The sequence below is a fragment of the Flammeovirgaceae bacterium SG7u.111 genome (assembly GCA_034044135.1).
Taxonomy (GTDB): domain Bacteria; phylum Bacteroidota; class Bacteroidia; order Cytophagales; family Flammeovirgaceae.
In genome coordinates this window covers 633,181-654,751 of sequence record CP139021.1, presented here as the reverse complement: position 1 = coordinate 654,751, position 21,571 = coordinate 633,181, and the positions used below count along the sequence as shown (strand labels likewise).

The following is a 21,571-nucleotide window of genomic DNA, read 5'->3' as shown; positions in this document are numbered from 1 at the left end:
AGGTTTTACCGAGTTTTTAATAAAAAAAATAAATTATTTTTTGAGGTTCTTGCGAAGGACAAGCAATGCTTCATGAACTACATTATATACTCGCCTGATAGATAAGGAAGTTATTTCGGCTATTTCATCGTAACTCAAGCCATTATTAAAGCGTAAAAAAATAATCTCTTTCTGTCTGTTAGTCAATTCATTAACCGCATTTTCTAACTGTTTTTTAGTCTGTTCAAAAGCCTGTTCTTTAATCAGTAAATCTTCATACGAAAACTCAAGACCAAATAAGAAATCACCTACGTCACCAGTTGTATTTTCTAACTTTGATTTTTTTAATTTTTGGAGCACTATATTTCTTGTGCAAGTAAAAAGATAAGCTCTTAAGTTTTTCACATGACCTAATTTCCCTCTTTTTTCCCATAAGTCCAGAAAGGTGTCATGAATGCAATCTTCTGCCAATTGCTTGTCCTTTGCTATTTTTTGGGCATACACAAACAGCACCTCGTAATTGGTGTCATAAAGCTCTAAAAAAGAAGATTTATCCCCTTTTTGAAAGCCCTCCCAATGAGCTAGTTCATCGCTTTTTCGTTGACCTTTTTGCATTCTACAATTCCATAGCTGCTTTCTACTCCTAACAAATGTAGTTTGGGTTTTCTGAATTAGCTAAAAGATTTTAGCTATATGGCTACCTAACCCAAAACTTAAAAAATTAAAGCAATCAATAATTAGACATGAAATACATAACTACAGCCCAAAATAATCATTATCACGTATAAAAAAACCTTGTATAATAAAGAATAGGATGGACTGGCGTATAAATGTGTGAAAAATAAATTATTTAAAGTGTAAACTTGAGAATTATTCTGAATCTAGGGGTAAAATCCAAGCTGCTACAGAGGAAAAATGAGGATCGATACAAGTAAATCAAATTATTTAGAAGCTATTTTGCGGTTTAGAGCATATTTAAATTATATCTGTTTCGCTGCAAAATTTCGATTAACGCAACACCAAACCACAAATAATAAAACCTACTGCTATGAAAAGAAGAAAAACAGCGGAGTACGAGCTTTTGATCCTACTGAAAAAGTGAAAGATAGTAAGGATCACTTGTATTATGATCAATTTGAAAGTTGGCTTAATATTGGTCTATAACAATAGAAAACGCCTAAATCTACTTGGATTTAGTAATTTTTTTCTGTTATCTTCGGTGTTGCAACATGCCTTAATCCAACCCAAAAGATTGTTTATCGTATCATAGGCACACAGTTTAAAAAGTACATTTTTCAAGCAAACGTATATATGAAACCAGCTACTCAATATACCAAGAGCGGTCGTATCAATATAGCCTACCAGGTATTTGGCTCAGGCTCAATTGATTTGGTTTATATTCCTGGGTGGGTATCTAATATCGATTGGATGTGGGCTTGCCCTGAATTAGTAAATTTCCTACAAGAACTGGGCAAAATAGCCCGTGTCATTCTGTTCGATAAGCGCGGTACGGGACTTTCCGACAGAATTGTAGAGCTTTCCACACTAGAAGAAAGAATGGACGACCTCCGAGCGGTAATGGACGCAGTTGGGTCTGAAAAAGCTGTTTTGTTCGGACATTCTGAAGGCGGATCAGTTTCTGCACTTTTTGCCGCTACCTACCCCAATCGGGTAATTTCCCTGATCACTTTTGGCGTATTTGCCAAACGCAGGTACGCTCCTGACTACCCTTGGGCACCTACCGACCAAGAGCGTCAGTTGGTGTATGATATGATCGAAAATAGCTGGGGAAGTGGCGATATGGGCCTAGAATCGCTTGCTCCTTCCAAAGCCCATGACAAGACATTTATGGATTGGTTGGCTAATTATTTTCGCTCGGGAGCTAGCCCAAGCGCTGCCATGGTACTTACCAAAATGAATACCCAAGTCGATATCATTGATATTTTGGGGTCTATAAAAGTCCCTACCCTATTGATGCAGCGTACGAATGATATTGATGTAAAAATAGAAGAAGGACGGTTTATTGCTGAACGTATCAAAGGCGCAAAATTTGTCGAGTTCGAGGGAAGTGACCACCTATTTTGGGCGGGAAACACGGAAAAGATACTGGAAGAAATGAGGACTTTTATTTTGAACACAAAGCCCAAAAGAAAATATGATGAGCAACTTTTCACCATTGTAGCTGCCCGCAATCTCTCGACAGGCGCAAGCAACGCCAGCTCTCAGGAACTTATCAACCAAATTGTCACCCAATACAGAGGCAAGGTTGTACAATTTGACAACCATTCTTTTACAGCCATTTTTGAAGGGCCAAGCAAAGCGGTTCATTGCAGTATAGAATTGGTTGAGATTTTAAAACGATTGAACCTGCAACTTGCCATAGGAATTCACATCAAAGAAAGCTCAGTGGATGAGTCTCACTTAATCAGTGGGGAAACACAAGATTTCATTGAGTCGATATTCCAGCAGGCAAAGCCCGACCAAATATTGATTACGCAAGCTGTCAAATTCCTGCTTTCGGGAGCAGGTTTACATATTGCCCAGCATAAAAATACTATTGCCCCTACTTCTGGGGAAATGCTTTCCTTGTTCAAAGTAACAGACCATTTGGATGCTGGCACCCAACCTGAACCCAGCACCCCAAAAATGCTTCCCAAAAATGATTCTTTTCTGGAAAATGTATTACAGTGTATTGATGCCCAAATAGATAATGAGTCTTTTGGAGTAGAAATGCTTTGCAGGGAAATGTGCATAAGCGAAAGGCAATTGCAACGAAAGCTCAAAGCCATCACCAACAAATCTCCTATCCAACTGATTTCTTCCGTTCGTTTGCACCGCGCCAAAGAACTCCTACTTGCAAGTGACTATAATATAGCTGATGTCGCTTTTCAAACAGGGTTCTCCAACCCTTCTTACTTCTCCAAATGCTTTAAAAAAGAATTCGGATTAAGCCCATCTGACTTGTAACACCTACCCTGCTACACCTCCTTTGTCGGAAATTTTGTAACCCTGTCGGGTTTCTACATCTCGTTGTCGGAAATGTTAATGGATTAGGCGTATTAATGCTAATCGCGAGGCTTATTTGCCCCCTACCTTTGTACAAACAAAACCAACAACCACTCCAAGCAGAGCAAATTGTTTTAGCATCCTGCTTGGGTACTATTTCCCCGAAAAAACATCACTAAATCAAGGGGTATCACCAAAACTAAATCAAACTTAGACAACAACTCAACATAATCCATTTAACACTTAAATTTTAAAAAGAATGAACACGTATTTTAAAAACCTCAAAACGTTAGCCTTAGTTTTTTTCCTACTGAGCCTACTTGTTAGTTGTAAAGAAGACGAAGTAGAAATCCCAGAGGATCAGGCAGTCAAAATTCAAATCATAAGCAATGGCAGCTTTGGAAATATTTTGGTAAACCAGAAAAACCAATCGCTATACTTTTTTGCCGGTGATGTAACTGGAACAAGCAATTGCAACGGTGGGTGTGCCGAAGTTTGGCCTCCGCTAGTAGGTGAAGTAAACGACATGGAATTCGGTGGAGGCTTGGACAAAAGTGATTTTAGTACCACTGTTCGTGAAGATGGTCAAAAACAAATCACATATAAAGGTTGGCCTCTCTACTATTTTTCACCTGAAGGGGATGGAGAACTTGAAACTCCCAACGAAATTTCAGGTGATGGCAAAAATGGGGTATTCTATGTTGGAAAGCCCGATTATACGGTAATGCTAGGGCGAAAATCTGTAACGGAAGGTGCAGATCCAGTAATCTATTTAATAGATAACCTCGGTGTAAGTTTGTACGAATCTGTAAAAGATGAAACCAACGTTAGCAATTGCAACGGTGGATGTGCCGAAGTTTGGCCTCCTTTTGCTGGACAAGAAAACCCTATAGTACCTTCTACGCTTAGCAAAACAGATTTTAAAATAATCAATAGAGAAGACGGCCTAGGTTACCAATTGACATATAAAGGCAGCCCATTATACCATTTCACTCCCGATGAGCAAACTAGAGGAAATGTAAAAGGTCAAGGCGGTGCTGGAGAAACTTTCTTCGTAAACGAACCTCTCTAACCCTACCAAAAAACTAGCTAAATAGATGATGAAAAGTAGTGCAGAACAAGGCTGTACTACTTTTTTTTGTATTCAACTAATGCAAGCACTCAGTAGTGAAGCCTTTCTACACTTTGATCCCCATCACGGTAATGTCATCTCGCTGCTCCACATTTTTTTGATAGCGCTCTATCAACTCTTCCAGTTCCTCTTTTTGAGTCTCTAAGGGGCTAGTCGCTATCTTTTGTAAGTACTTCAGTAATCTAACCCTACCCAACTTGTCCCCAGTACGGTTGTTTTGATCTACCAACCCGTCTGTGGTGAGGTAAAGGATATCTCCTTTTTTAATCACAAAATCTTCGTTTACATAAAACTTATTGTGGCGCTGTTTTCCACCAATCGACTTCCTGGCCCCTGGCAATACGGTGATTTTTTCTGTTGCTTTTTGATAAATAAATAGTGGGCGTTTAGCACCCGAAAACTTGATCAGGCTTTCGTTTTCATCTTTTTTCTCAATAGTCACCAAGCACATGTCCATTCCATCGGTATTGAGCTCATCTTCTTGCTTTAGCGATTTGTAGATTTTCTTGTTAAGCATATCCAAAATCTGCTTTCCATCCGTCACTTTGTTCTCGTTCACTATTTCGTTGAGGATGGCATTTCCTATCAGGCTCATGAAGGCTCCAGGCACGCCGTGCCCAGTACAATCGATCACTGCAGAGATAGAAACCTCTTTTCGGTTGCCTTGCTCATCGGTAGTATCCACTTTAGAGAACCAATAAAAATCTCCTGAAACGATATCTTTGGGTCGGTAAAGAACAAAAAACTCATCGAAAGCTTTTCGGATTTTATAGTCTTCGGGCAAGATGGCTTTTTGAATGGTCTCTGCATAACGAAGGCTATCCATGATCTTGATATTCCTATGCTCAAGCTCTTCTTTTTGCTCGCTTATCTCTTTGTTCTTAATCAATACTTCTTTGTTGTAGGCTTCTACCTTTTCCTTCTCTTCTCTTAGTTCTTTTGTTCGTACTTCCACCAAGCCTTCCAACTTCACTTTTTGCTTTTTGATGTTCTGCACTCGTAGTTTGTGTACCAAAATGACTAACAAGATAATGAGCAGAAGTACGAGAGTCCTAAACCAAGCGGTTTCCCAAAATGGAGGACTGATGGTTAGTTGTATGGCTTTCCCCTCTTCGTTCCAGACCAAATCATTGTTAGAAGCTTTTACTTTGAACACATATTCGCCAGGAGGTAGCCCGGTAAATGTAGCGGTGCGATCACTGCCCAGGTTATGCCAACGTTCATCAAAGCCCTCCATCTTATACGCGTAATGATTGTGCTCCGAATGACGGAAATTGAGTGCGGCAAACTCGAAAGTGAACACATCTTCATCGTAATTGAGAAGAATTTCTCTAGTCTGGTTGATATGCTTTTCCAATACAGGTAGCTTCCGCCCATCCATGTTTCCTATTGGCACCTTACTCCCAAAAAGCCTAAACTCTGTAAGTACAATGGGAGGAGCAAAGGTATTTTCTTTTACTTGACTGGGGTGGAAAGCACTCAGGCCACTAAGCCCACCAAAGTACATATTACCTTTTGCATCTTTATGATAAGCCCCTTGGTTAAACTCATTGGATTGCAAACCATCCTTAATACCATAAGTTCGGAAGGTCTTCTTTTTGGGGTTGAACTGGGCTAATTCTTTATTGGTAGAAATCCAAAGCAGCCCTTCTCCATCACTCAAAATCCCATAAATACTATTATTTGCCAAGCCTTCTTTTGTAGAAAAACGCTCGAATTGCGATACCCTTCCATCTGCCGAAACGGTTAGTTTGTTTAAGCCTCCACCGGCTGTTCCCACCCAAATATTTCCATCGCCATCTTCGTGGATCGTCCTCACATAATTGTAGCTTAGGCTATTGCTATCCCATGTTTTGTGTTGGAAATGTTTAATGGAGGGTTTGCCATTTTCCCCAAAAGAAAACTGGTTGAGTCCGTCGTACGTCCCTACCCAAAGCAGTCCACGGCTATCTTCAAAAATTGCCCTCACGTAGTTTCCCCTAAGCCCCAAGCTGTCGCTTTCATCATCCTGATATACTTCAAAGCTACCCGAAGCCTTATCGAACTTATTCAAACCTCCTAAGGTTCCAAGCCAAAGTTGCCCTTTTGTATCTTCAAAAATTTCGTGGACATGGTTGTTTTCTGCCCATAGTGGAGTCGATTTTGGTGACTGGAAAAAGGTAGCTCCACCCGATTGAGGATTTAGCAAGCAAAGCCCTGTTTGCAAACCAACCCAAATATTTCCTTCGCTATCGACAAAAACCGCCTCTGCCCTGTTGTCGGGCAGCCCTTCACTTCTCTTATATTTTTTAACTACTTCATCTCCCTTCAACACACTCACCCCCCCACCTCTGGTCGCTACCCAAGTTTTGCCCTCGGAGTCGGTAGTAATTCCTCTTACATTATCATTGGCTAGAGTTTTGTCATCCAAAGGGTCATGAAAATAAGCTTTGAAATAATGAACGGCTTCATCGTATTTATTGAGTCCATTGTACGTGCCTACCCACATCGTACCGCTATTATCTTTAAAAATAGTATAGATATGATTATGCGAAAGGCTATATACCTTTCCTTTTCTATTGGTGTAAACCTGCTTTTCCCCGGAGGGAATGTGGTAACTAATCAATCCATTCTCAGCAGTACCCAACCACATCCATTCCTTGGAATAAGCTGCAATAGAGGTTATAGAAAAGTCACCTTCAAGCGCTAGCTTTTCCCAAGTTTTATCTACTCTATCCAACAGAAACAGTCCCTGTTCTGTACCTGCCCAAAGCTTTTTCTCTTCCCCTTCATACAACACATTTACGCCTTCCTCTACACCGTTTACCTTTTCAAAAGAACCGCTCTCTACATCGAACAGGTAGCAGCCTCCTCCAGTACCAATTAACAACTTGCCTTTGCTAAGTTCCAAAATTGATCTTACAGAGTTTGCCGGGGTATCCTTATGGGCAGCGTTTAGAAAAAATCGCTCAAAAAGATCTTTTTCCTTATTGTACAAATTCAAACCGTGGGCAGTACCTATCCACAAACGCTTCTGAGAATCTTCATACAAGGTTTGCACTTGGTTATTGCTGATCGTGAATTTGCTCTCAGGCAAGTGTGTGTATGCTTTAAACTTTTCAGTAGCTACATCAAAAAAGTTAAGTCCTCCCCTTCTAGTACCTACCCAAATTCCCCCATCACAATCCTCCAGCAAGTCCATCACAAAATTATTGGAAAGTGTTCCGCTAATATTCGGGTCAAAATAATAATTGGTAAATTGATAACCATCGTATTTATTAAGCCCGTCTTGCGTAGCAACCCAAACAAACCCATTTTTATCTTGCATGAGCGAGCGAATGGTGCTTTGGGAAATTCCATTATCGATTGAAAAGTGCTCAAATTTCACTTGTTCGGTTTGGGAAAACACCCTTCCAGTTATAGCGAAAAGCAAGTAAAAGCCTATAATGTACTTTAGCATTGGGAGTAAAGTTTAAGTAGTTCTTTGCACTAAAAAGCGAACTCGGTTGCTTTGAGCTTAACGCTATATTGATAAAATATTTTTGAATACCTTACATGGAAAGTATTCACAGCTACTTTTAGCAGAAAATTTTGCTAGCGAGACATTTTCCCAAGTATTCTATTTGAAATGAAAGGTATTTTTTGAAAATTGGGAATTAGACATAATTTTTAGCCAAATGGACGTAAAAGACGTTGCACAAAATATCATAGTAGCAGTTGCTGTAAGTTGCCTCATTTTAGGACTGTTCTCTTATTATTACTATTCCAAGGATACAAATAGAAAAAATTTTAATAGCGCAATAGTAATCACCTGGCTTTTAATCGCCATCTTTCCTGCCTTCCTCATCTCCTTCTTTTTTCCAAGCGCCCAAGCAGATGGTTCATTTATGGGCTTCAAGGTAGGCGGCGCATTTGGTGCATTTATTCTTACATGGTATTATGGGGTAAAAGCCTCTACCAAAGGAATAGATACAGATAAACTAAGGGCTGACCTCGACAAACTCAAAAGAGAACGGGCACAGCAAACCATGATGGACAACAGCAAGGAAGGAAAGAGGATAGCAAAACCACTCGCCTTTAAAGACATCTACAGGTATAAAATAAAGCAGGTTCCTTCTAAAGAAATCCGGTTAATAACGGGAAATATCACACAAGTAGATGAAGTGGACATCTGGGTGAATTCGGAAAATACAAACATGCAGCTAGCCCGCTTTTACGACAACTCCATCTCGGGAATTATCCGCTATTTAGGAGCAAGTCGCCATAAAGTTTCCAAAATGGTAGACAAAGACACGATCTACGAAGAACTGAAAGCTAAACTTGTAGGCATACTGAGAGTGGAGTCTACAGCAGTAATATCCACCATTGCGGGGGAACTGGAAAGAAGCAATAATGTTAAACAGGTTTTTCATGTAGCCTCATCTAGGGGACAGCCAGGACATGGGTATTTGCCTATTGAAAATATTCAAGATTGCATAGTAAGCTGTCTAAAAGAAGCCGAACTTGCCGAATACAAGGAGCTTAATCCAAAAAGCATCCTATTTCCACTTATGGGCACGGGAACTGCGGGAAGAGACCTATTCCAAACCGCTGATTTACTCATAAACACAGCAGTAGCTTATATGGAAGACAACCCTGATTGCCAAATAGATCATGTTTACTTCCTAAACTATACTGACTTGGACCTTGGCTTATGTCAAAAGGTTCTGGATGAACAGGTTAGGGTAACCCCAATTAGGTGATATGTACGCTTTTGGCGACCTGTGTAAGAATCCGTACACATCAAGGATAAGAGTACTCGATATAAATAACTGATTTACAAATTATTAAACAAAAAAGATAGCAGATTTGCACAAAGGGTAAGTAGTGTCAAACTATAATTACAAAACATAAAACTTATCTAATTATGAAATCTGTAACAAGCTTATCCCAAAAAATCTCCTTATTTACCGCAGCACTTTTAATTATTTCTGGCAACCATCTATTTGCCTCTATAGGCGGAGAAAAAGTAGTTGAAAAAGCTAGAGCCTCTGTGGAAAAAGCAGCACCCGATGATTGGAAAACACTAGCTGAAGCAGCTCAACTGTGCATTAAAAAGAAGGTAAACATGAAAGAAGCCTCTGAATGGATTCACAAATCAATTGAAATAAAAAAGACCCAATTTAATACTGAAGTAATGGGTGATTATTACCGAGTGAATAACCTTCCAGAAAAAGCGGTAGCTTGGTACATGGAAAGCATGGCATTGGGCAAAAAATCGACAGATAGCTTTGATGCGTCTATGCTTCAAGCCAAAATGTTCGACTTAAGAAAACAATAACCTACCAAAGGTTCATAAGTGAAAAGCCCTGCAATGTGAAGTGCACCCCAAAAGTTATACATAACATTTGGGGCTTTTTTTATCTAAAAATCAATTCTATCCAATCCCAAGCCTTCGAAGGTTGATATTACAAAATCGGCTTTACCCAATACTTCTGGATCTCCTACACCTATACAATGCATATTGCCATTTTTAGCTGCCTCCACGCCAGCTATTGCATCTTCAAACACTACACATTCTGTAGGTTCTACTCCCAGCTCCTTAGCTCCTATCAAAAATACTTCAGGATCAGGTTTTGGTTTGCTCACATGCGTTCCATCCACTATGGCATCAAATGCGTCCAGCATCTTTATTTGCTCCAAAATAGTTTTCGCATTTTTACTCGCTGAGCCCAAAGCTATCTTAATCCCATTGTCTTTCAATAATGAAAGAAAGTCTGAGACCCCAGGAAGGATTTCCTCTGGCGTCATCTTATAGATATACTCTAAATACCACTTGTTCTTTTTATCCATTGCCTCCTGAAAAGCCTCTTCTGAGAGTTCTTTCCCTCCTATTTCAAGTATAATTTGGAAAGACCGAACCCTACTCACCCCTTTAAGGAGTTCATTATCTTCTTTTGTAAAATCAAAACCAAGCTCTTCTGCCAAGCGTTTCCAAGCTAAATAATGATACTTTGCCGTATCAACTACAACCCCATCAAGGTCAAAAATACAAGCCTTTGCTAATGCCATGTCTTTTATGTGTTAAGAGGAAAAATACTTTTGTACGAATGTAGCTTTCTGGATATTAAAGGCAAGAAAAAACACAAAAAAAGACCCCACCTCGAATCGAGATGGGGTCTCCTTAACAATTAAACCAAATAATCCTTAAAATATCCTACTTGAAATTGGATGTTTATTACCATCCAAACTTCACTAATACTAACGGGGCTATTTTCAGACTAGATGTCTGCATTCGACCAACCAGACCAATGGCTCGGTAAACATCAATTTACTTCGATGAACCCTTCGTCGAAGCCACTATTTCTACCTGTTTTTTCTCAAAATCATGAATTTCATGTAAACTCGTTCATTTTTTAAAGACAACTTTTAGTTTTTTACTAAAAATATCTATCTTTGCAAACTCAAAAAAGATAGCAGTAAAACAGAACATCCATGAAAAGGACATATCAACCATCGAACCGTAAGAGAAGAAACAAACATGGGTTTCGTTCAAGAATGACGACACCTGCTGGTAGAGCTGTCTTAGCCAAAAGAAGGGCTAAAGGCAGAAAAAAACTAAGCGTTTCTAGCGAACGTAGACACAAAGCGTAAGGATCTTCCATAGCCAAGTGCTATGTATTCATACTTATAAACAAGCAAATACTAATTCCACTTCTGCGTGGTATCTTTAGTGTTTGCTTGTTTTGTGTATGCAACAGATATCAAAACAAAGCAGTTCTGCCTATTCCCATCCAAGCTTTTTCACAGTATACTTGGCTTGTATTTTATGAGTGAATCCTCATATTCCCCTTCCCAAAATCACCTATTCACTTTTCCTAAGACCGAAAGGCTTTCTTCAAGAAAAGAGATCCAAAAGGTATTTACCTCAAAAAAGAGCCAATTTTCCCACCCTTTCAAGGTGTTGTTTGTCTTACTTTCAGAAACAGACGAATATGTTGCATTTCCGCAGGTTTTAATATCTGTCCCTAAGCGAATTTTCAAAAAGGCAGTAGATAGGAACTTGATTAAAAGACGAATACGGGAAGCTTATCGTTTGAATAAAAATACCGTTTGGGATAGTGAGAAAAAAAACACTATTAAGTCACTGGCAATCATTTATGTAGACAAGACCATATTGCCTTTTGACAAGATAGAAAAGCAACTAATAAAAGCACTTGAAAAGGTCGCATTAGCCTCCAACCCGAAAAATCAATCTTAAATAAACTAGCTACCTACAAACCTTTTATCGTAAAAGCGTTGTTAGTAAAAAACATTAACTCATCTGGATGCAGATCTCGTATTAGCTGAATAGAGCTTGGCTAATTTCAGATAATTAGCAAGGTTTGTTAAGCATACAGATTTTCAAAAACTATAAATCATTGCTATATTTAATACTAAAGTATTAGCAATACAAATGATAAATAAAGCCATTTGCTCATCTACAGAAACCCACATAACTTAAAAAGTTATTGGTTTTTTATAAAACTTGCATAAAATTGGCTTACATTAAATCTTAAAACATCTTTTTAAGTTACTATGGGAAAGTTGAAGTCGAGAAAATTCAAATTCGCAATTTTGATCATCGTTTCTGTCGCATCCCTGTTTGCGTTCAGACCTTCAGACAAATACTTCGAGATTGCCAAAAATCTTGACATTTTTACCACACTCTTCAAGGAGGTCAACCGCTATTATGTAGATGAAATCGACCCAACTGACTTGGTAAACACAGGTATTGCCTCTATGCTAGGCACACTAGATCCTTATACTAATTACATCCCCGAAGATCAAATAGATGATTACAGGACGATGACCACTGGTGAATATGGAGGGATTGGAGCCATTATAGGTAGAAAAGGCGACAAGATAAAAATCATCATGCCCAATGAAGGTTTTGCTGCCGACAAAGCAGGTATAAAAATAGGTGACGAGCTACTAGAAGTTGATGGCATAAATGTCAGTGAATTTTCTATCAATGAAATCAGCAAGCTTTTGAAAGGGCAGGCAGGTTCTGAAATAAACCTTAAGATCAAACGCCCCGATGAAATCTCTGCTTTTGACCTTACGTTAAAAAGGGAAAATATCCAGCTAAAAAATGTGCCCTATTATGGCATGGTACAAGAGAACATTGGCTTGATCAAGCTTACTGACTTTACTCAAAATGCTAGCAAAGAAGTAAAAAGTGCATTATTAGATCTTAAGAAACAAGGAGCTACTAGCATAGTGCTAGACCTAAGAGGCAACCCTGGTGGACTTTTAAGCGAAGCCATCAACATATCTAACTTATTCCTGCCAAAGTCTTCTGAAATAGTAAGCACAAGAGGTAAAATCAAGGATTGGAATAAGGTTCATAGAGCATTGAACAACCCTACTGATACAGAAATTCCTCTTGCCGTACTAATTGACAGGTCGAGTGCTTCAGCGTCAGAGATTGTTGCAGGCGTTATTCAAGATTATGACCGAGGAGTATTGATAGGAAAAAGATCTTTTGGAAAAGGTCTTGTACAAGCTACTCGTTCACTTTCATACAATGCCAAGCTTAAGGTAACAGTAGCTAAGTACCATATTCCTAGTGGAAGATGCATACAGGAAATTGACTATTCGCACCGCAATGAAAATGGACAAGCAGATAAAGTACCTGACTCTCTAAGGGTTGCTTTTAAGACTAAAGGCGGAAGAATTGTATTTGATGGAGGGGGAATTGACCCTGATTTAAGCACTGAATACGAAAGTGTAGCACCAATCACTCGTACTCTTATTAACAAGGGATTGATTTTCGATTACGCAACTGATTTTTACTACAACCACCCATCTATACCTGATGCAAAAGCTTTCTCATTAACAGACAGCCAGTATCAAGAATTTGCCAAGTGGTTGAGTGACAAGGAATATGACTACACTACAAAAGTAGAATATTTGTTGAATGAATTCGTGGCAAATGCAAAATCGGAAAAATACTACGATGATATACAAGCCCAAATAACTGATCTTGAAACCAAGATTTCCCACAACAAGGATTCGGATTTGTTCAAGTTCAAAGATGAAATAAAGAAGTTTATCGAAATTGAAATTGCCACTCGTTATTACTTGCAAAGGGGAGCGATTGAAGCAACTTTTGATTACGATAAGGATATCCAAACAGCAGTAGCGCTTCTAGGCGATTCCGATAATTACTCTACTGTTTTATCACCTGGAACTTTCAAAGACTAATTGAATTAGAAAGTAAGCTGCAAAAAATAAGAACTCATTTCTGAGTCCTTATTTTTTGTCCCAACCAAATTTTTAAATTTCATCCATATATTTGAATTCATTTTCAAATGCTATTCTTCGGTTATGATGGAAAAAAAGCCAGTAGAGTATTGGGTAAAAAAACTTGAGTTAATGCCACATCCTGAAGGAGGGTATTTCAAGCAAACTTACATTAGCAACGAAAAAATTGACAAAGAAGCATTACCCGATAGGTACGCTGGGAAAAGAGCTTTCTCCACTGCCATTTACTTTTTGATTGAATCCGGAAACTTCTCAGCTTTTCATAAAATAGCCTCCGATGAACTGTGGCATTTCTATTACGGGGACAGCATGGTAGTCCATATAATCCACCCAGATGGAGCTAGAGAAGACATACATTTGGGAAGCAATGCCGATGAAGGAGAAGTGTTCCAAGCAGTTGTCCCAGCAGGCACATGGTTTGGCTCAAGAATGAAAGAAGGGAATGAATATGCACTTGTAGGCTGCACTGTAGCACCTGGATTTGATTTTGAGGACTTTGAGTTGGCAAAATACAATGAACTCACTGCTACCTATCCAGAGCATGAAGCTTTAATCTCAAAGCTGACTAGACAATAGGTTTTGAGTTTTTTTATACAAAAAAATGCCCCTCCAAAAGCTGAAGAGGCATTGTAATTTAGTTGTGATATCGCAATTAAGCTATTTGTAATTTGAATCGTTTGCTGGTTAGGGTAAATACCGATACAAAAAGGCAGATTGCACAAAATACTGCACTTCCAAATACGGACTCTTTGAAATTTCTTGGGTAATTCTCCAAGTCAGCTAGAATTGCTGCTTGCTGAATATTTTCAGGGTTATATTTCACCTCAACAGTTTCACCTACTTCAACCTCTTCGTTTTCGAATGCCAAGAATGCTACTTTCTCACCTTCGCTTACCTTAAACTCGATAAAAGGACAAATTCCATCTTTCGTTATTTTTACGTCTTTAACTACAGCAGTAGTAGCAACTCCTTCTTGCTTAAGCTCTTCTATAAACTGGTGGTCTTTATAATTCTGTTTGAAGAACACCAAGCCCCCTAGGATATATACCGAGGCTATAAAGATTCTGATTGAACGGTTTACTGTCTTTTTCAATTTGTTTGTCAGTTTAATTAAAATCCATTTACTAAAGTGTTGTTAGTGAGGCGAGGAAAACCCCACCTATGCTCGTAAGCACTTTTATAACGACATACTTTGAATAAGTGCAGTCAATTTGCTTTCTTAAACAAACAAAATATTACGTATGTAATCAGAGAAGGAATTATCCTTAATAATTGTTAGTACATTTAGATTTAAATAAGGATCTTTTTCAGTGAATCCAAGCCCACAAAAACATAAAACCCTAGCTTTTTAAAAACCAAACACATACTCAGGGCTTTGTTTTTATCGCATACAAACATCCCCTTCTAAATAATCCAACTGCTCAATTGGTATTTTTACCAAAAAACACTTAGAGTTTTCAGCAGTAAATAGATACAAGTAAATACTTGATTAGCCGACATCTCAGGTTTTTTTTGGCAAAGAATCTGTCCTTTTGTGGATTTAATTACTTACTTAAGGGCTTTCTTATAATCTCCACTACTAGGCGGATCGAGTCTATTAAGCAGGTCAACAGCTTTTTGCCTTAGCTCCATATTGCCTTTGGAGAACACATTTACTAGCTCAGCAGCCTTGGCATCAAAAAAAGCATTAAGCATAACGGATGAGGGTGAAACGGTCTTCACTGCATTTATTTTTTCCAAGGAAGCATAAATTTGACTCCTGCTTTCATCTTGGTCTTCTAAGAAGGAATCCATCCCCAAACGATGATATATATATAGGGCATCCCTGAAATCTTGAAATAGTGGGCTATTTAAATTTTCAGATAACCAGTACCTATCTCTAACATCACCACGGGATGTCCATCCAGGTCCTCCGCCCTGTTGCTCGGAATTACTTACAATATTCAATGCTCTTTCATAGTATGGAGTTCCTCCACCTTTTTCAAAAGTATCGTAATCCATACCGATGATTACATAAGCATAAAATGCTAATAATGAAGTAAGCTCTGTTGTGAATGTGTTTTCAGCAAAAATCAATGGTTGGGAAACATTATACTCAAACTGCCACTTGCTATCAAAAAAATTGAGCAAAGGTGTTTCATAGTCAGTGCCATACACAGGGCGTAAAGATTGTATCTGGACGTCTGCTACAAACCTATTTACAGTAGAATTCTTCCCCAGAGTAATCAAGATATTACATTTTATCCGCTCTTCTTCCGACACATTATCGTTTGTCCACTTCGTCGTGTTCATGAACTGAGAGATCGCACTTTGCATATCGGCAAAAATCTGCCGCTCTTGCGTCTGTACCCGCTTGTCATTGATAATGACATTACAATTAAGTTCTTGAGCAAGTAATGATGTGCAAAAAAACATCACTAATACTCCAAGTAAAGACACCTTTATATAGATCAGTTTCTTCATTCAACTACTATTTATTTTTCAGACCTATCAAATTTACAATATGATTTGCGATATCTGCGGCTACTTCGGCTTTCGATTTCAAATCAAAAGCAACTTCTCTTTCTGTTTCTACAATTGTAATCCTATTGGTATCATGCCCAAAACCAGCTCCTTTATCTTGTAAAGAGTTCAGTACAATGAAATCAAAATTCTTTGTAGCTAGCTTATTTTTTGCATTTTCAAGCTCATTATCTGTTTCCAATGCAAAGCCTACAGAAATCTGTCCTTCTTTTTTTATTTTCCCCAGTTCCTTCGCAATGTCTTTGGTCTTTTTGAGCACCACATTCATTTCAGAATCATTTTTCTTGATCTTAGTAGGCGATTTTTCAACTGGAGTATAGTCGGCAACTGCCGCAGCAAAAATCGCTACATTTACTTGAGGGAAAATATCTAAAGAAGCAGTAAACATATCTTCAGCAGACACAACCTTCTTGATCTCTATATCACTTTTTACATCTATGCCTGAAACCGGACCGCTGACAATAGTAACTTCGGCACCCAAATTTGCCATTTTTTCTGCAATAGCGTAGCCCATTTTCCCACTAGAGCCATTCCCCATAAAGCGCACAGGGTCAATATACTCATAAGTTGGACCAGCGGTAATCATCACCTTTTTTCCTTTCAAGGGCTTATCTTCTTCAAAAAACTTCAGAATAATTTCCAAAATATTTTCAGGTTCTGCCATTCTCCCTTTCCCTACCAGCCCACTGGCTAACTCCCCAGTTTCCGCATCTATTATTTCATGTCCAAAACCCTTTAAGGTTTTGAGGTTTTGTTGAGTGGATGGATGTACAAACATATCCAAATCCATAGCAGGCGCTACAAAAACAGGACATCTTGCAGAAAGATACACCGCTGAAAGAAGGTTATCGCAAAGACCATTCGCCATTTTAGCCATAGTATTGGCACTAGCTGGAGCAACTACAAAAATGTCTGCCCATAAACCTAACTCAACATGGCTATGCCAAGTTCCATCTTCTTCTTTGGTGAAAACAGTATAAACAGGGTTTTCGGAAAGGGTTGCTAGAGTAAGGGGGCTTATAAAATCAGAAGCTGAAGCGGTCATAATGACTTTCACTTCAGCTCCTTGCTTTTTGAGTAACCTTATGAGCAAAGCTGCTTTATAAGCTGCAATACTACCAGTCACTCCGATAAGTATTTTTTTGTTTTTCAACATATTTCGCCTTTTGAATAATCCTAGGGCTAAACTAAAGGCTACACTGTTGAAAGTAAAATTATGGGTCGCTTTTTTAGGAGAATCACCTTAGTCTTCACCAAGTTCATCTTGACGACGGAAATAAACTTTTCCTTCCAAAAACTCCTCTATAGCCAAAGCTGTTGGTTTTGGCATTCTCTCATAGAATTTTGAGATTTCAATTTGCTCACGGTTTTCGAATACTTCTTCGAGGTTATCAACCGTGGTGGCAAATTCTGCCAATTTGCTATTGAGTTCTTCTTTGAGTTTAGTGCCTATTTGCCTTGCCCTCTTAGAAACTATAACTACAGCTTCGTAAACATTGCCAGTATCTTTAGTAAGTTCTGGTACGTCTCTGGTGATGATTGATGCGTTTGCCATATAATTATTTAATTAAAATATTTCAGGTTTAAGAATAAGCTTTCAGAAACATGACTAGACCTTGTCTTTCTCTTTTTTCTGAAGCTTTTTTTTGCTCGCTTTTTGAAGCGCATTAAGACTTGCTAGTTCTTTTTGGCAAGACTTATAAATAGATTCTGCTGGCTTCAAGTATTTGCTTTCAGGATATTTGTCCAAAAAGTAATAATAATATTCAACAGCTTCCTCATAACGCTCTTTTTGCAAAGATCGTAAACTAACCTTTGACATTTCGTACTGAGAAAGAACTTTCATGTAGGTTATTTCCTCTTTATAATCTGAATCGGGAAAATCCTTTTGGAAATTATCACAAGCAATTACAGCAGCTTTGTATCTCCTAAGTTTTTGATACTGCTTAGCTATATTGTAAGCTTTCACTTCTAAATTCTCTCTCAACTCCTTTATCAAGTCCTCGGCTTCAGATACATAGTTGCTAGTAGGATACATATTTAAGAAATCCTGCACAGCTTGGATAGCCTGTTCTGTATTCGACTGGTCAAGGTTATATTCAGGAGTTGCTTTATATAGCGAGTAGGCATGCATGTAAAGCGCTTCGTTAGCAAAATTGCTTCGCTGATACGTATCGTGGAAACTTTTGAAATAATGGGCACTCAACTCGAATTGAGACTGATAATAGTGACAATAAGCAAAGTAGAACTGAACTTGTTCTGCTTCTGGCTTACCAATCATGTTCGGCAACAAATCCTCAAAAAGTAACCCAGCACGATAATAATCACCACTTTCGTAGTATTTTATAGCTGCCTTGTACTTCTCATTGATATTATTGCTTTTCATTATTTTGGTCAGGTTACTACACGAGCCCAAAGTAAGTACCGCAATAGATAATATTATATATACAGATTTTTTCATCGAACCGCAAAGTTAAGGTGGTCAGTTGTTATTAGCAAGTCTATCGTATTCAATCAATTTTTTTTAACTACTTATTGGTCGCTTTTCCCTATAAAAATCGACATGTTGTCTTATTTTTGGCATTCATCTAATCAAAGAAAACCATATCATCTCCTTTTTCCGACTCTTGTTCATCTTATAATTGAATGAGAAAAAAAGCCAAAAGGATGTCTTGAGCCAAAAAATAAGCCGAAACAAATGAAAAGAGATATTGTACTTACCAAGCTTGAAAAGCAATTTGAAGGAGAGCTACATTACAGCGATACTATGAAAGTATTGTATGCAACTGATGCATCGGCTTATAGAGAACTTCCACTAGCCGTCGCTTTCCCTAAACATACAGCCGATATAAAAACTCTTATCGACTTTGCCAACACCGAAAACATATCGCTAATTCCTCGAACAGCAGGTACTTCCCTAGCGGGACAAGTAGTCGGCAGTGGGATAGTGGTCGACGTTTCTCGCACTTTCACCAAAATATTAGAAGTAAACAAGGAAGAGAGTTGGGTGAGGTTACAACCAGGTGTGGTAAGGGACGAACTGAACAGAGCAATCGCCTCTCAAGGATTATTTTTTGGACCAGAAACTTCCACTGCCAACCGCGCTATGGTTGGCGGAATGGTAGGCAACAACTCTTGTGGCTCAAACTCAGTAGTGTATGGAAGCACACGTGAACACCTCTTGGAAGTGGAAGCTATTCTGAGCGATGGCAGCGAAGTGACATTCAAAGCACTTACAAATGAGGAATTTGAAAAAAAATGTGCTGGAAAAAATATTGTAAGCCCCCTAGAGCAAGCTATATACAAGGAGCTACAAGAAATTTTATCTGATACATCCAACCAACAAGAAATAAGAGATGGTTTTCCCAAACCGTCTATCCCCAGAAGAAATACAGGCTACGCCATTGATCTTTTATTAGAAACAGCACCATTTACCGCTGGCAAAGAACCTTTCAACTTTTGCAAGTTAATCGCAGGCTCGGAAGGAACGCTGGCTTTTATCACCGAAATAAAAATTCATGTTGATAAAACGCCTCCAGCTTACAAAACGCTAGTTTGCGCTCATTTCGAAACTGTTGACGAATCGCTGCACGCCAACCTTGTTGCCCTAAAGCACAACCCCTCGGCTTGTGAGCTGATGGATCATTATGTATTGGAATGCACAAAAACAAATATCGAACACCGTCAAAACCGCTTTTTTGTAAACGGTGATCCTGGGGCAATTTTGGTGGTAGAAATTTCAAGGGATACTCCCAAAGCAATGGATGAATCGGTAAATGCACTCATAGCCGATTTGAAAAAAGAAGGTTACGGATACGATTACCCATTGGTGACAGGCGCCGACGTAAAAAAAGTATGGGGACTACGAAAAGCTGGGTTAGGACTTCTATCCAACCTTCCTGGCGATGCAAAACCTGCCCCAGTAATTGAAGATACGGCCGTAGATGTTGAAGACCTTCCGGCATTCATCGCAGATTTCAACAAAATACTTAAGAAAAATGACCTTTACTGTGTGCACTACGCCCATGCTGGTTCGGGCGAACTACACCTCCGCCCTATCATCGACCTCAAAACCCAAGAAGGACACCGACTTTTTAGGCTCATAGCAGAAGAAATTGCCAAGTTGGTAAAAAAATACAGAGGCTCGCTAAGTGGAGAACATGGCGATGGAAGGCTTAGAGGGGAGTTCATCCAATACATGGTAGGTGATAAGAATTATAAACTAATAGAGCGAGTAAAAGAAGTTTGGGATCCAAAAGGGATTTTCAACCCTGGAAAAATTGTAGGAACACCTCCTATGGACACTTCTTTAAGGTACGATGCTGGGCAAAAAACACCTAATTTCAAAACCTACTTTGACTTCAGCAACACTCAAGGATATCTCCGAGCTGCCGAAATGTGCAACGGCTCGGGCGATTGCCGCAAAAGTGAACTTACTGGAGGGACTATGTGCCCCAGCTACATGGCTACTCGCAACGAAAAGGATACAACAAGAGCCCGAGCCAATGTGTTACGTGAGTTTTTGACGCGCCCTACCGAAAGCAATCCATTTGCCCACGAAGAAGTAAAAGAAGTACTCGACCTCTGCCTTTCGTGCAAAGGCTGCAAGTCCGAATGCCCTTCCAATGTGGACATGGCTCGTCTAAAAGCAGAGTTCTACCAACATCACTATGAACAAAAAGGTGTTCCTTTCCGCTCAAAGATGATCGCAAATGTTGTCAAGGCAAATAATTTGGCATCTATTGCTCCGGGCATCTACAATTTCTTGATAAAAAACTCGCTTACCGGTAGTTTAATAAAGCAGGTAAACGGATTTGCACAAGAAAGACCAATTCCCCAACTTCATAGCACCACGCTAAAAAAATGGGCAAAAAAGAACATTAAACCTTTAAAAGGGGCTAATGGAAAAGTTTTGCTCTTTTGCGACGAGTTCACCAACTTCAATGATACGCCTATTGGAATAAAAGCTGTGCAGCTTCTAGAAAAGCTAAATTATGCTGTTGAAATCCCTAACCATATAGAAAGTGGAAGAGCTTCGCTTTCAAAAGGCTTGGTAAAAAACGCAAAAGAGATTGCGACTAAAAATGTAAAACTATTGGCTGGAAAAGTAACTCCAGAATCTCCTTTGGTGGGAATTGAGCCTTCGGCTATCCTTACGTTTAGAGATGAGTATCCCGACCTAGTTCCTGCTGAACTAAAAGAAGCCGCAAAAGAAATTGCCGCCAACACCTATTTAATAGATGAATTTATAGCCAACGAAGCCGATAAGAAAAAAATAGATGCTTCATATTTTACCACAGAAAAGCAGTTAGTAAAAGTTCATGGCCATTGCCACCAAAAAGCTTTATCATCATTAACATTTACAAAAAAAATGCTTACGTTGCCCGCAAACTACGAGGTTCATATGATTCCTTCTGGCTGTTGCGGCATGGCAGGCTCTTTTGGTTATGAAAAAGAGCATTACGAAGTTTCAATGAAAGTTGGCGAACTTGTGCTGTTCCCAACCGTAAGAAAGCAGCCTGATAATGTGATCATTGCGGCTCCTGGCACTAGCTGTAGGCATCAGATAAAAGATGGCACGGGCAGGAAAGCCATTCACACGCTTGAAGTTTTGTGGAATGCTCTTGTATAATTTGAAGATGAAGAAAGGTATATAACCTCAAC

At 39.0% G+C, this 21,571-nt stretch carries 18 protein-coding genes; 10 read left to right on the top strand and 8 right to left on the bottom strand.

Features of this window, described 5'->3' with window-relative positions; translation table 11 throughout:
* Positions 1–33: 33 nt before the first annotated feature.
* Positions 34–594: a sigma-70 family RNA polymerase sigma factor gene (locus R9C00_02620; GenBank protein WPO36334.1), complete on the bottom strand. Its 561-nt coding sequence runs from the start codon at positions 592–594 to the stop codon at positions 34–36.
* Positions 595–894: 300 nt separating this feature from the next.
* On the opposite strand from R9C00_02620, the gene R9C00_02615 reads away from it, so the two are divergent.
* The 3 genes from R9C00_02615 to R9C00_02605 all read left to right on the top strand — a co-directional run bounded on the left by R9C00_02615 (position 895) and on the right by R9C00_02605 (position 4,057).
* Positions 895–1,143 (top strand): hypothetical protein, encoded by a 249-nt coding sequence (locus tag R9C00_02615; protein WPO36333.1) that lies wholly within the window; start codon positions 895–897, stop codon positions 1,141–1,143.
* A gap of 147 nt (positions 1,144–1,290) precedes the next feature.
* Complete coding sequence (locus tag R9C00_02610) at positions 1,291–2,946, top strand: alpha/beta fold hydrolase (GenBank protein WPO36332.1); 1,656 nt, start codon at positions 1,291–1,293, stop codon at positions 2,944–2,946.
* Between the two features lie 298 nt (positions 2,947–3,244).
* Positions 3,245–4,057, top strand: a complete 813-nt coding sequence (locus tag R9C00_02605; GenBank protein WPO36331.1) for a hypothetical protein — start codon at positions 3,245–3,247, stop codon at positions 4,055–4,057.
* A gap of 106 nt (positions 4,058–4,163) precedes the next feature.
* Here the strand turns inward: R9C00_02605 and R9C00_02600 are convergent, their stop codons facing one another.
* Positions 4,164–7,556 carry a two-component regulator propeller domain-containing protein gene (locus R9C00_02600; protein ID WPO36330.1) on the bottom strand — a complete coding sequence of 1,131 codons (3,393 nt, stop codon included), beginning with the start codon at positions 7,554–7,556 and terminating at the stop codon, positions 4,164–4,166.
* A 217-nt stretch (positions 7,557–7,773) separates the two neighbouring features.
* Here R9C00_02600 and R9C00_02595 point away from each other — a divergent pair, with 217 nt between their 5' ends.
* On the top strand, positions 7,774–8,838 hold the full coding sequence (locus R9C00_02595) for a hypothetical protein (GenBank protein ID WPO36329.1): 1,065 nt from the start codon (positions 7,774–7,776) through the stop codon (positions 8,836–8,838).
* A 164-nt stretch (positions 8,839–9,002) separates the two neighbouring features.
* On the top strand, positions 9,003–9,416 hold the full coding sequence (locus R9C00_02590) for a hypothetical protein (GenBank protein ID WPO36328.1): 414 nt from the start codon (positions 9,003–9,005) through the stop codon (positions 9,414–9,416).
* Between the two features lie 83 nt (positions 9,417–9,499).
* On the opposite strand, the gene pgmB is transcribed toward R9C00_02590, so the two are convergent.
* Positions 9,500–10,147, bottom strand: coding sequence for a beta-phosphoglucomutase (gene pgmB, locus R9C00_02585; protein WPO36327.1), 648 nt, complete (start codon positions 10,145–10,147; stop codon positions 9,500–9,502).
* A gap of 423 nt (positions 10,148–10,570) precedes the next feature.
* On the opposite strand from pgmB, the gene rpmH reads away from it, so the two are divergent.
* The 4 genes from rpmH (at position 10,571) to R9C00_02565 (ending at position 13,960) form a co-directional block, all read left to right on the top strand.
* The gene (gene rpmH, locus R9C00_02580; GenBank protein WPO36326.1) at positions 10,571–10,729 is read left to right on the top strand and encodes a 50S ribosomal protein L34; all 159 of its coding nucleotides are present in this window, start codon (positions 10,571–10,573) and stop codon (positions 10,727–10,729) included.
* Between the two features lie 175 nt (positions 10,730–10,904).
* The gene (gene rnpA, locus R9C00_02575; protein ID WPO36325.1) at positions 10,905–11,336 is read left to right on the top strand and encodes a ribonuclease P protein component; all 432 of its coding nucleotides are present in this window, start codon (positions 10,905–10,907) and stop codon (positions 11,334–11,336) included.
* A 317-nt stretch (positions 11,337–11,653) separates the two neighbouring features.
* Positions 11,654–13,324, top strand: a complete 1,671-nt coding sequence (locus R9C00_02570) for a S41 family peptidase (GenBank protein WPO36324.1) — start codon at positions 11,654–11,656, stop codon at positions 13,322–13,324.
* Between the two features lie 123 nt (positions 13,325–13,447).
* Complete coding sequence (locus R9C00_02565) at positions 13,448–13,960, top strand: cupin domain-containing protein (GenBank protein WPO36323.1); 513 nt, start codon at positions 13,448–13,450, stop codon at positions 13,958–13,960.
* 76 nt (positions 13,961–14,036) lie between these two features.
* Here the strand turns inward: R9C00_02565 and R9C00_02560 are convergent, their stop codons facing one another.
* From R9C00_02560 to bamD, 5 genes are all read right to left on the bottom strand, one after another.
* Positions 14,037–14,477: a hypothetical protein gene (locus R9C00_02560; GenBank protein ID WPO36322.1), complete on the bottom strand. Its 441-nt coding sequence runs from the start codon at positions 14,475–14,477 to the stop codon at positions 14,037–14,039.
* A 455-nt stretch (positions 14,478–14,932) separates the two neighbouring features.
* Positions 14,933–15,847 (bottom strand): DUF4835 family protein, encoded by a 915-nt coding sequence (locus R9C00_02555; GenBank protein ID WPO36321.1) that lies wholly within the window; start codon positions 15,845–15,847, stop codon positions 14,933–14,935.
* A 7-nt stretch (positions 15,848–15,854) separates the two neighbouring features.
* Entirely contained in the window at positions 15,855–17,063 is a 1,209-nt protein-coding gene (gene coaBC, locus R9C00_02550; protein WPO36320.1) for a bifunctional phosphopantothenoylcysteine decarboxylase/phosphopantothenate--cysteine ligase CoaBC, read from the bottom strand.
* A gap of 87 nt (positions 17,064–17,150) precedes the next feature.
* Positions 17,151–17,462: a DNA-directed RNA polymerase subunit omega gene (locus R9C00_02545; protein WPO36319.1), complete on the bottom strand. Its 312-nt coding sequence runs from the start codon at positions 17,460–17,462 to the stop codon at positions 17,151–17,153.
* 54 nt (positions 17,463–17,516) lie between these two features.
* On the bottom strand, positions 17,517–18,368 hold the full coding sequence (gene bamD / locus R9C00_02540) for an outer membrane protein assembly factor BamD (GenBank protein ID WPO36318.1): 852 nt from the start codon (positions 18,366–18,368) through the stop codon (positions 17,517–17,519).
* A 237-nt stretch (positions 18,369–18,605) separates the two neighbouring features.
* On the opposite strand from bamD, the gene R9C00_02535 reads away from it, so the two are divergent.
* A complete protein-coding gene (locus tag R9C00_02535) occupies positions 18,606–21,539 on the top strand; it encodes an FAD-linked oxidase C-terminal domain-containing protein (GenBank protein WPO36317.1) in 2,934 nt (977 codons plus the stop codon).
* The last annotated feature ends 32 nt before the right edge of the window (positions 21,540–21,571 follow it).

Bases quoted from the DNA above. Each gene is read 5' to 3' on its own strand.
- R9C00_02620 (WPO36334.1), bottom strand. From the start codon at position 594: ATGCAAAAAGGTCAACGAAAAAGCGATGAACTAGCTCATTGGGAGGGC.
- R9C00_02615 (WPO36333.1), top strand. From the start codon at position 895: ATGAGGATCGATACAAGTAAATCAAATTATTTAGAAGCTATTTTGCGG.
- R9C00_02610 (WPO36332.1), top strand. From the start codon at position 1,291: ATGAAACCAGCTACTCAATATACCAAGAGCGGTCGTATCAATATAGCC.
- R9C00_02605 (WPO36331.1), top strand. From the start codon at position 3,245: ATGAACACGTATTTTAAAAACCTCAAAACGTTAGCCTTAGTTTTTTTC.
- R9C00_02600 (WPO36330.1), bottom strand. From the start codon at position 7,556: ATGCTAAAGTACATTATAGGCTTTTACTTGCTTTTCGCTATAACTGGA.
- R9C00_02595 (WPO36329.1), top strand. From the start codon at position 7,774: ATGGACGTAAAAGACGTTGCACAAAATATCATAGTAGCAGTTGCTGTA.
- R9C00_02590 (WPO36328.1), top strand. From the start codon at position 9,003: ATGAAATCTGTAACAAGCTTATCCCAAAAAATCTCCTTATTTACCGCA.
- pgmB (WPO36327.1), bottom strand. From the start codon at position 10,147: ATGGCATTAGCAAAGGCTTGTATTTTTGACCTTGATGGGGTTGTAGTT.
- rpmH (WPO36326.1), top strand. From the start codon at position 10,571: ATGAAAAGGACATATCAACCATCGAACCGTAAGAGAAGAAACAAACAT.
- rnpA (WPO36325.1), top strand. From the start codon at position 10,905: ATGAGTGAATCCTCATATTCCCCTTCCCAAAATCACCTATTCACTTTT.
- R9C00_02570 (WPO36324.1), top strand. From the start codon at position 11,654: ATGGGAAAGTTGAAGTCGAGAAAATTCAAATTCGCAATTTTGATCATC.
- R9C00_02565 (WPO36323.1), top strand. From the start codon at position 13,448: ATGATGGAAAAAAAGCCAGTAGAGTATTGGGTAAAAAAACTTGAGTTA.
- R9C00_02555 (WPO36321.1), bottom strand. From the start codon at position 15,847: ATGAAGAAACTGATCTATATAAAGGTGTCTTTACTTGGAGTATTAGTG.
- coaBC (WPO36320.1), bottom strand. From the start codon at position 17,063: ATGTTGAAAAACAAAAAAATACTTATCGGAGTGACTGGTAGTATTGCA.
- R9C00_02545 (WPO36319.1), bottom strand. From the start codon at position 17,462: ATGGCAAACGCATCAATCATCACCAGAGACGTACCAGAACTTACTAAA.
- bamD (WPO36318.1), bottom strand. From the start codon at position 18,368: ATGAAAAAATCTGTATATATAATATTATCTATTGCGGTACTTACTTTG.
- R9C00_02535 (WPO36317.1), top strand. From the start codon at position 18,606: ATGAAAAGAGATATTGTACTTACCAAGCTTGAAAAGCAATTTGAAGGA.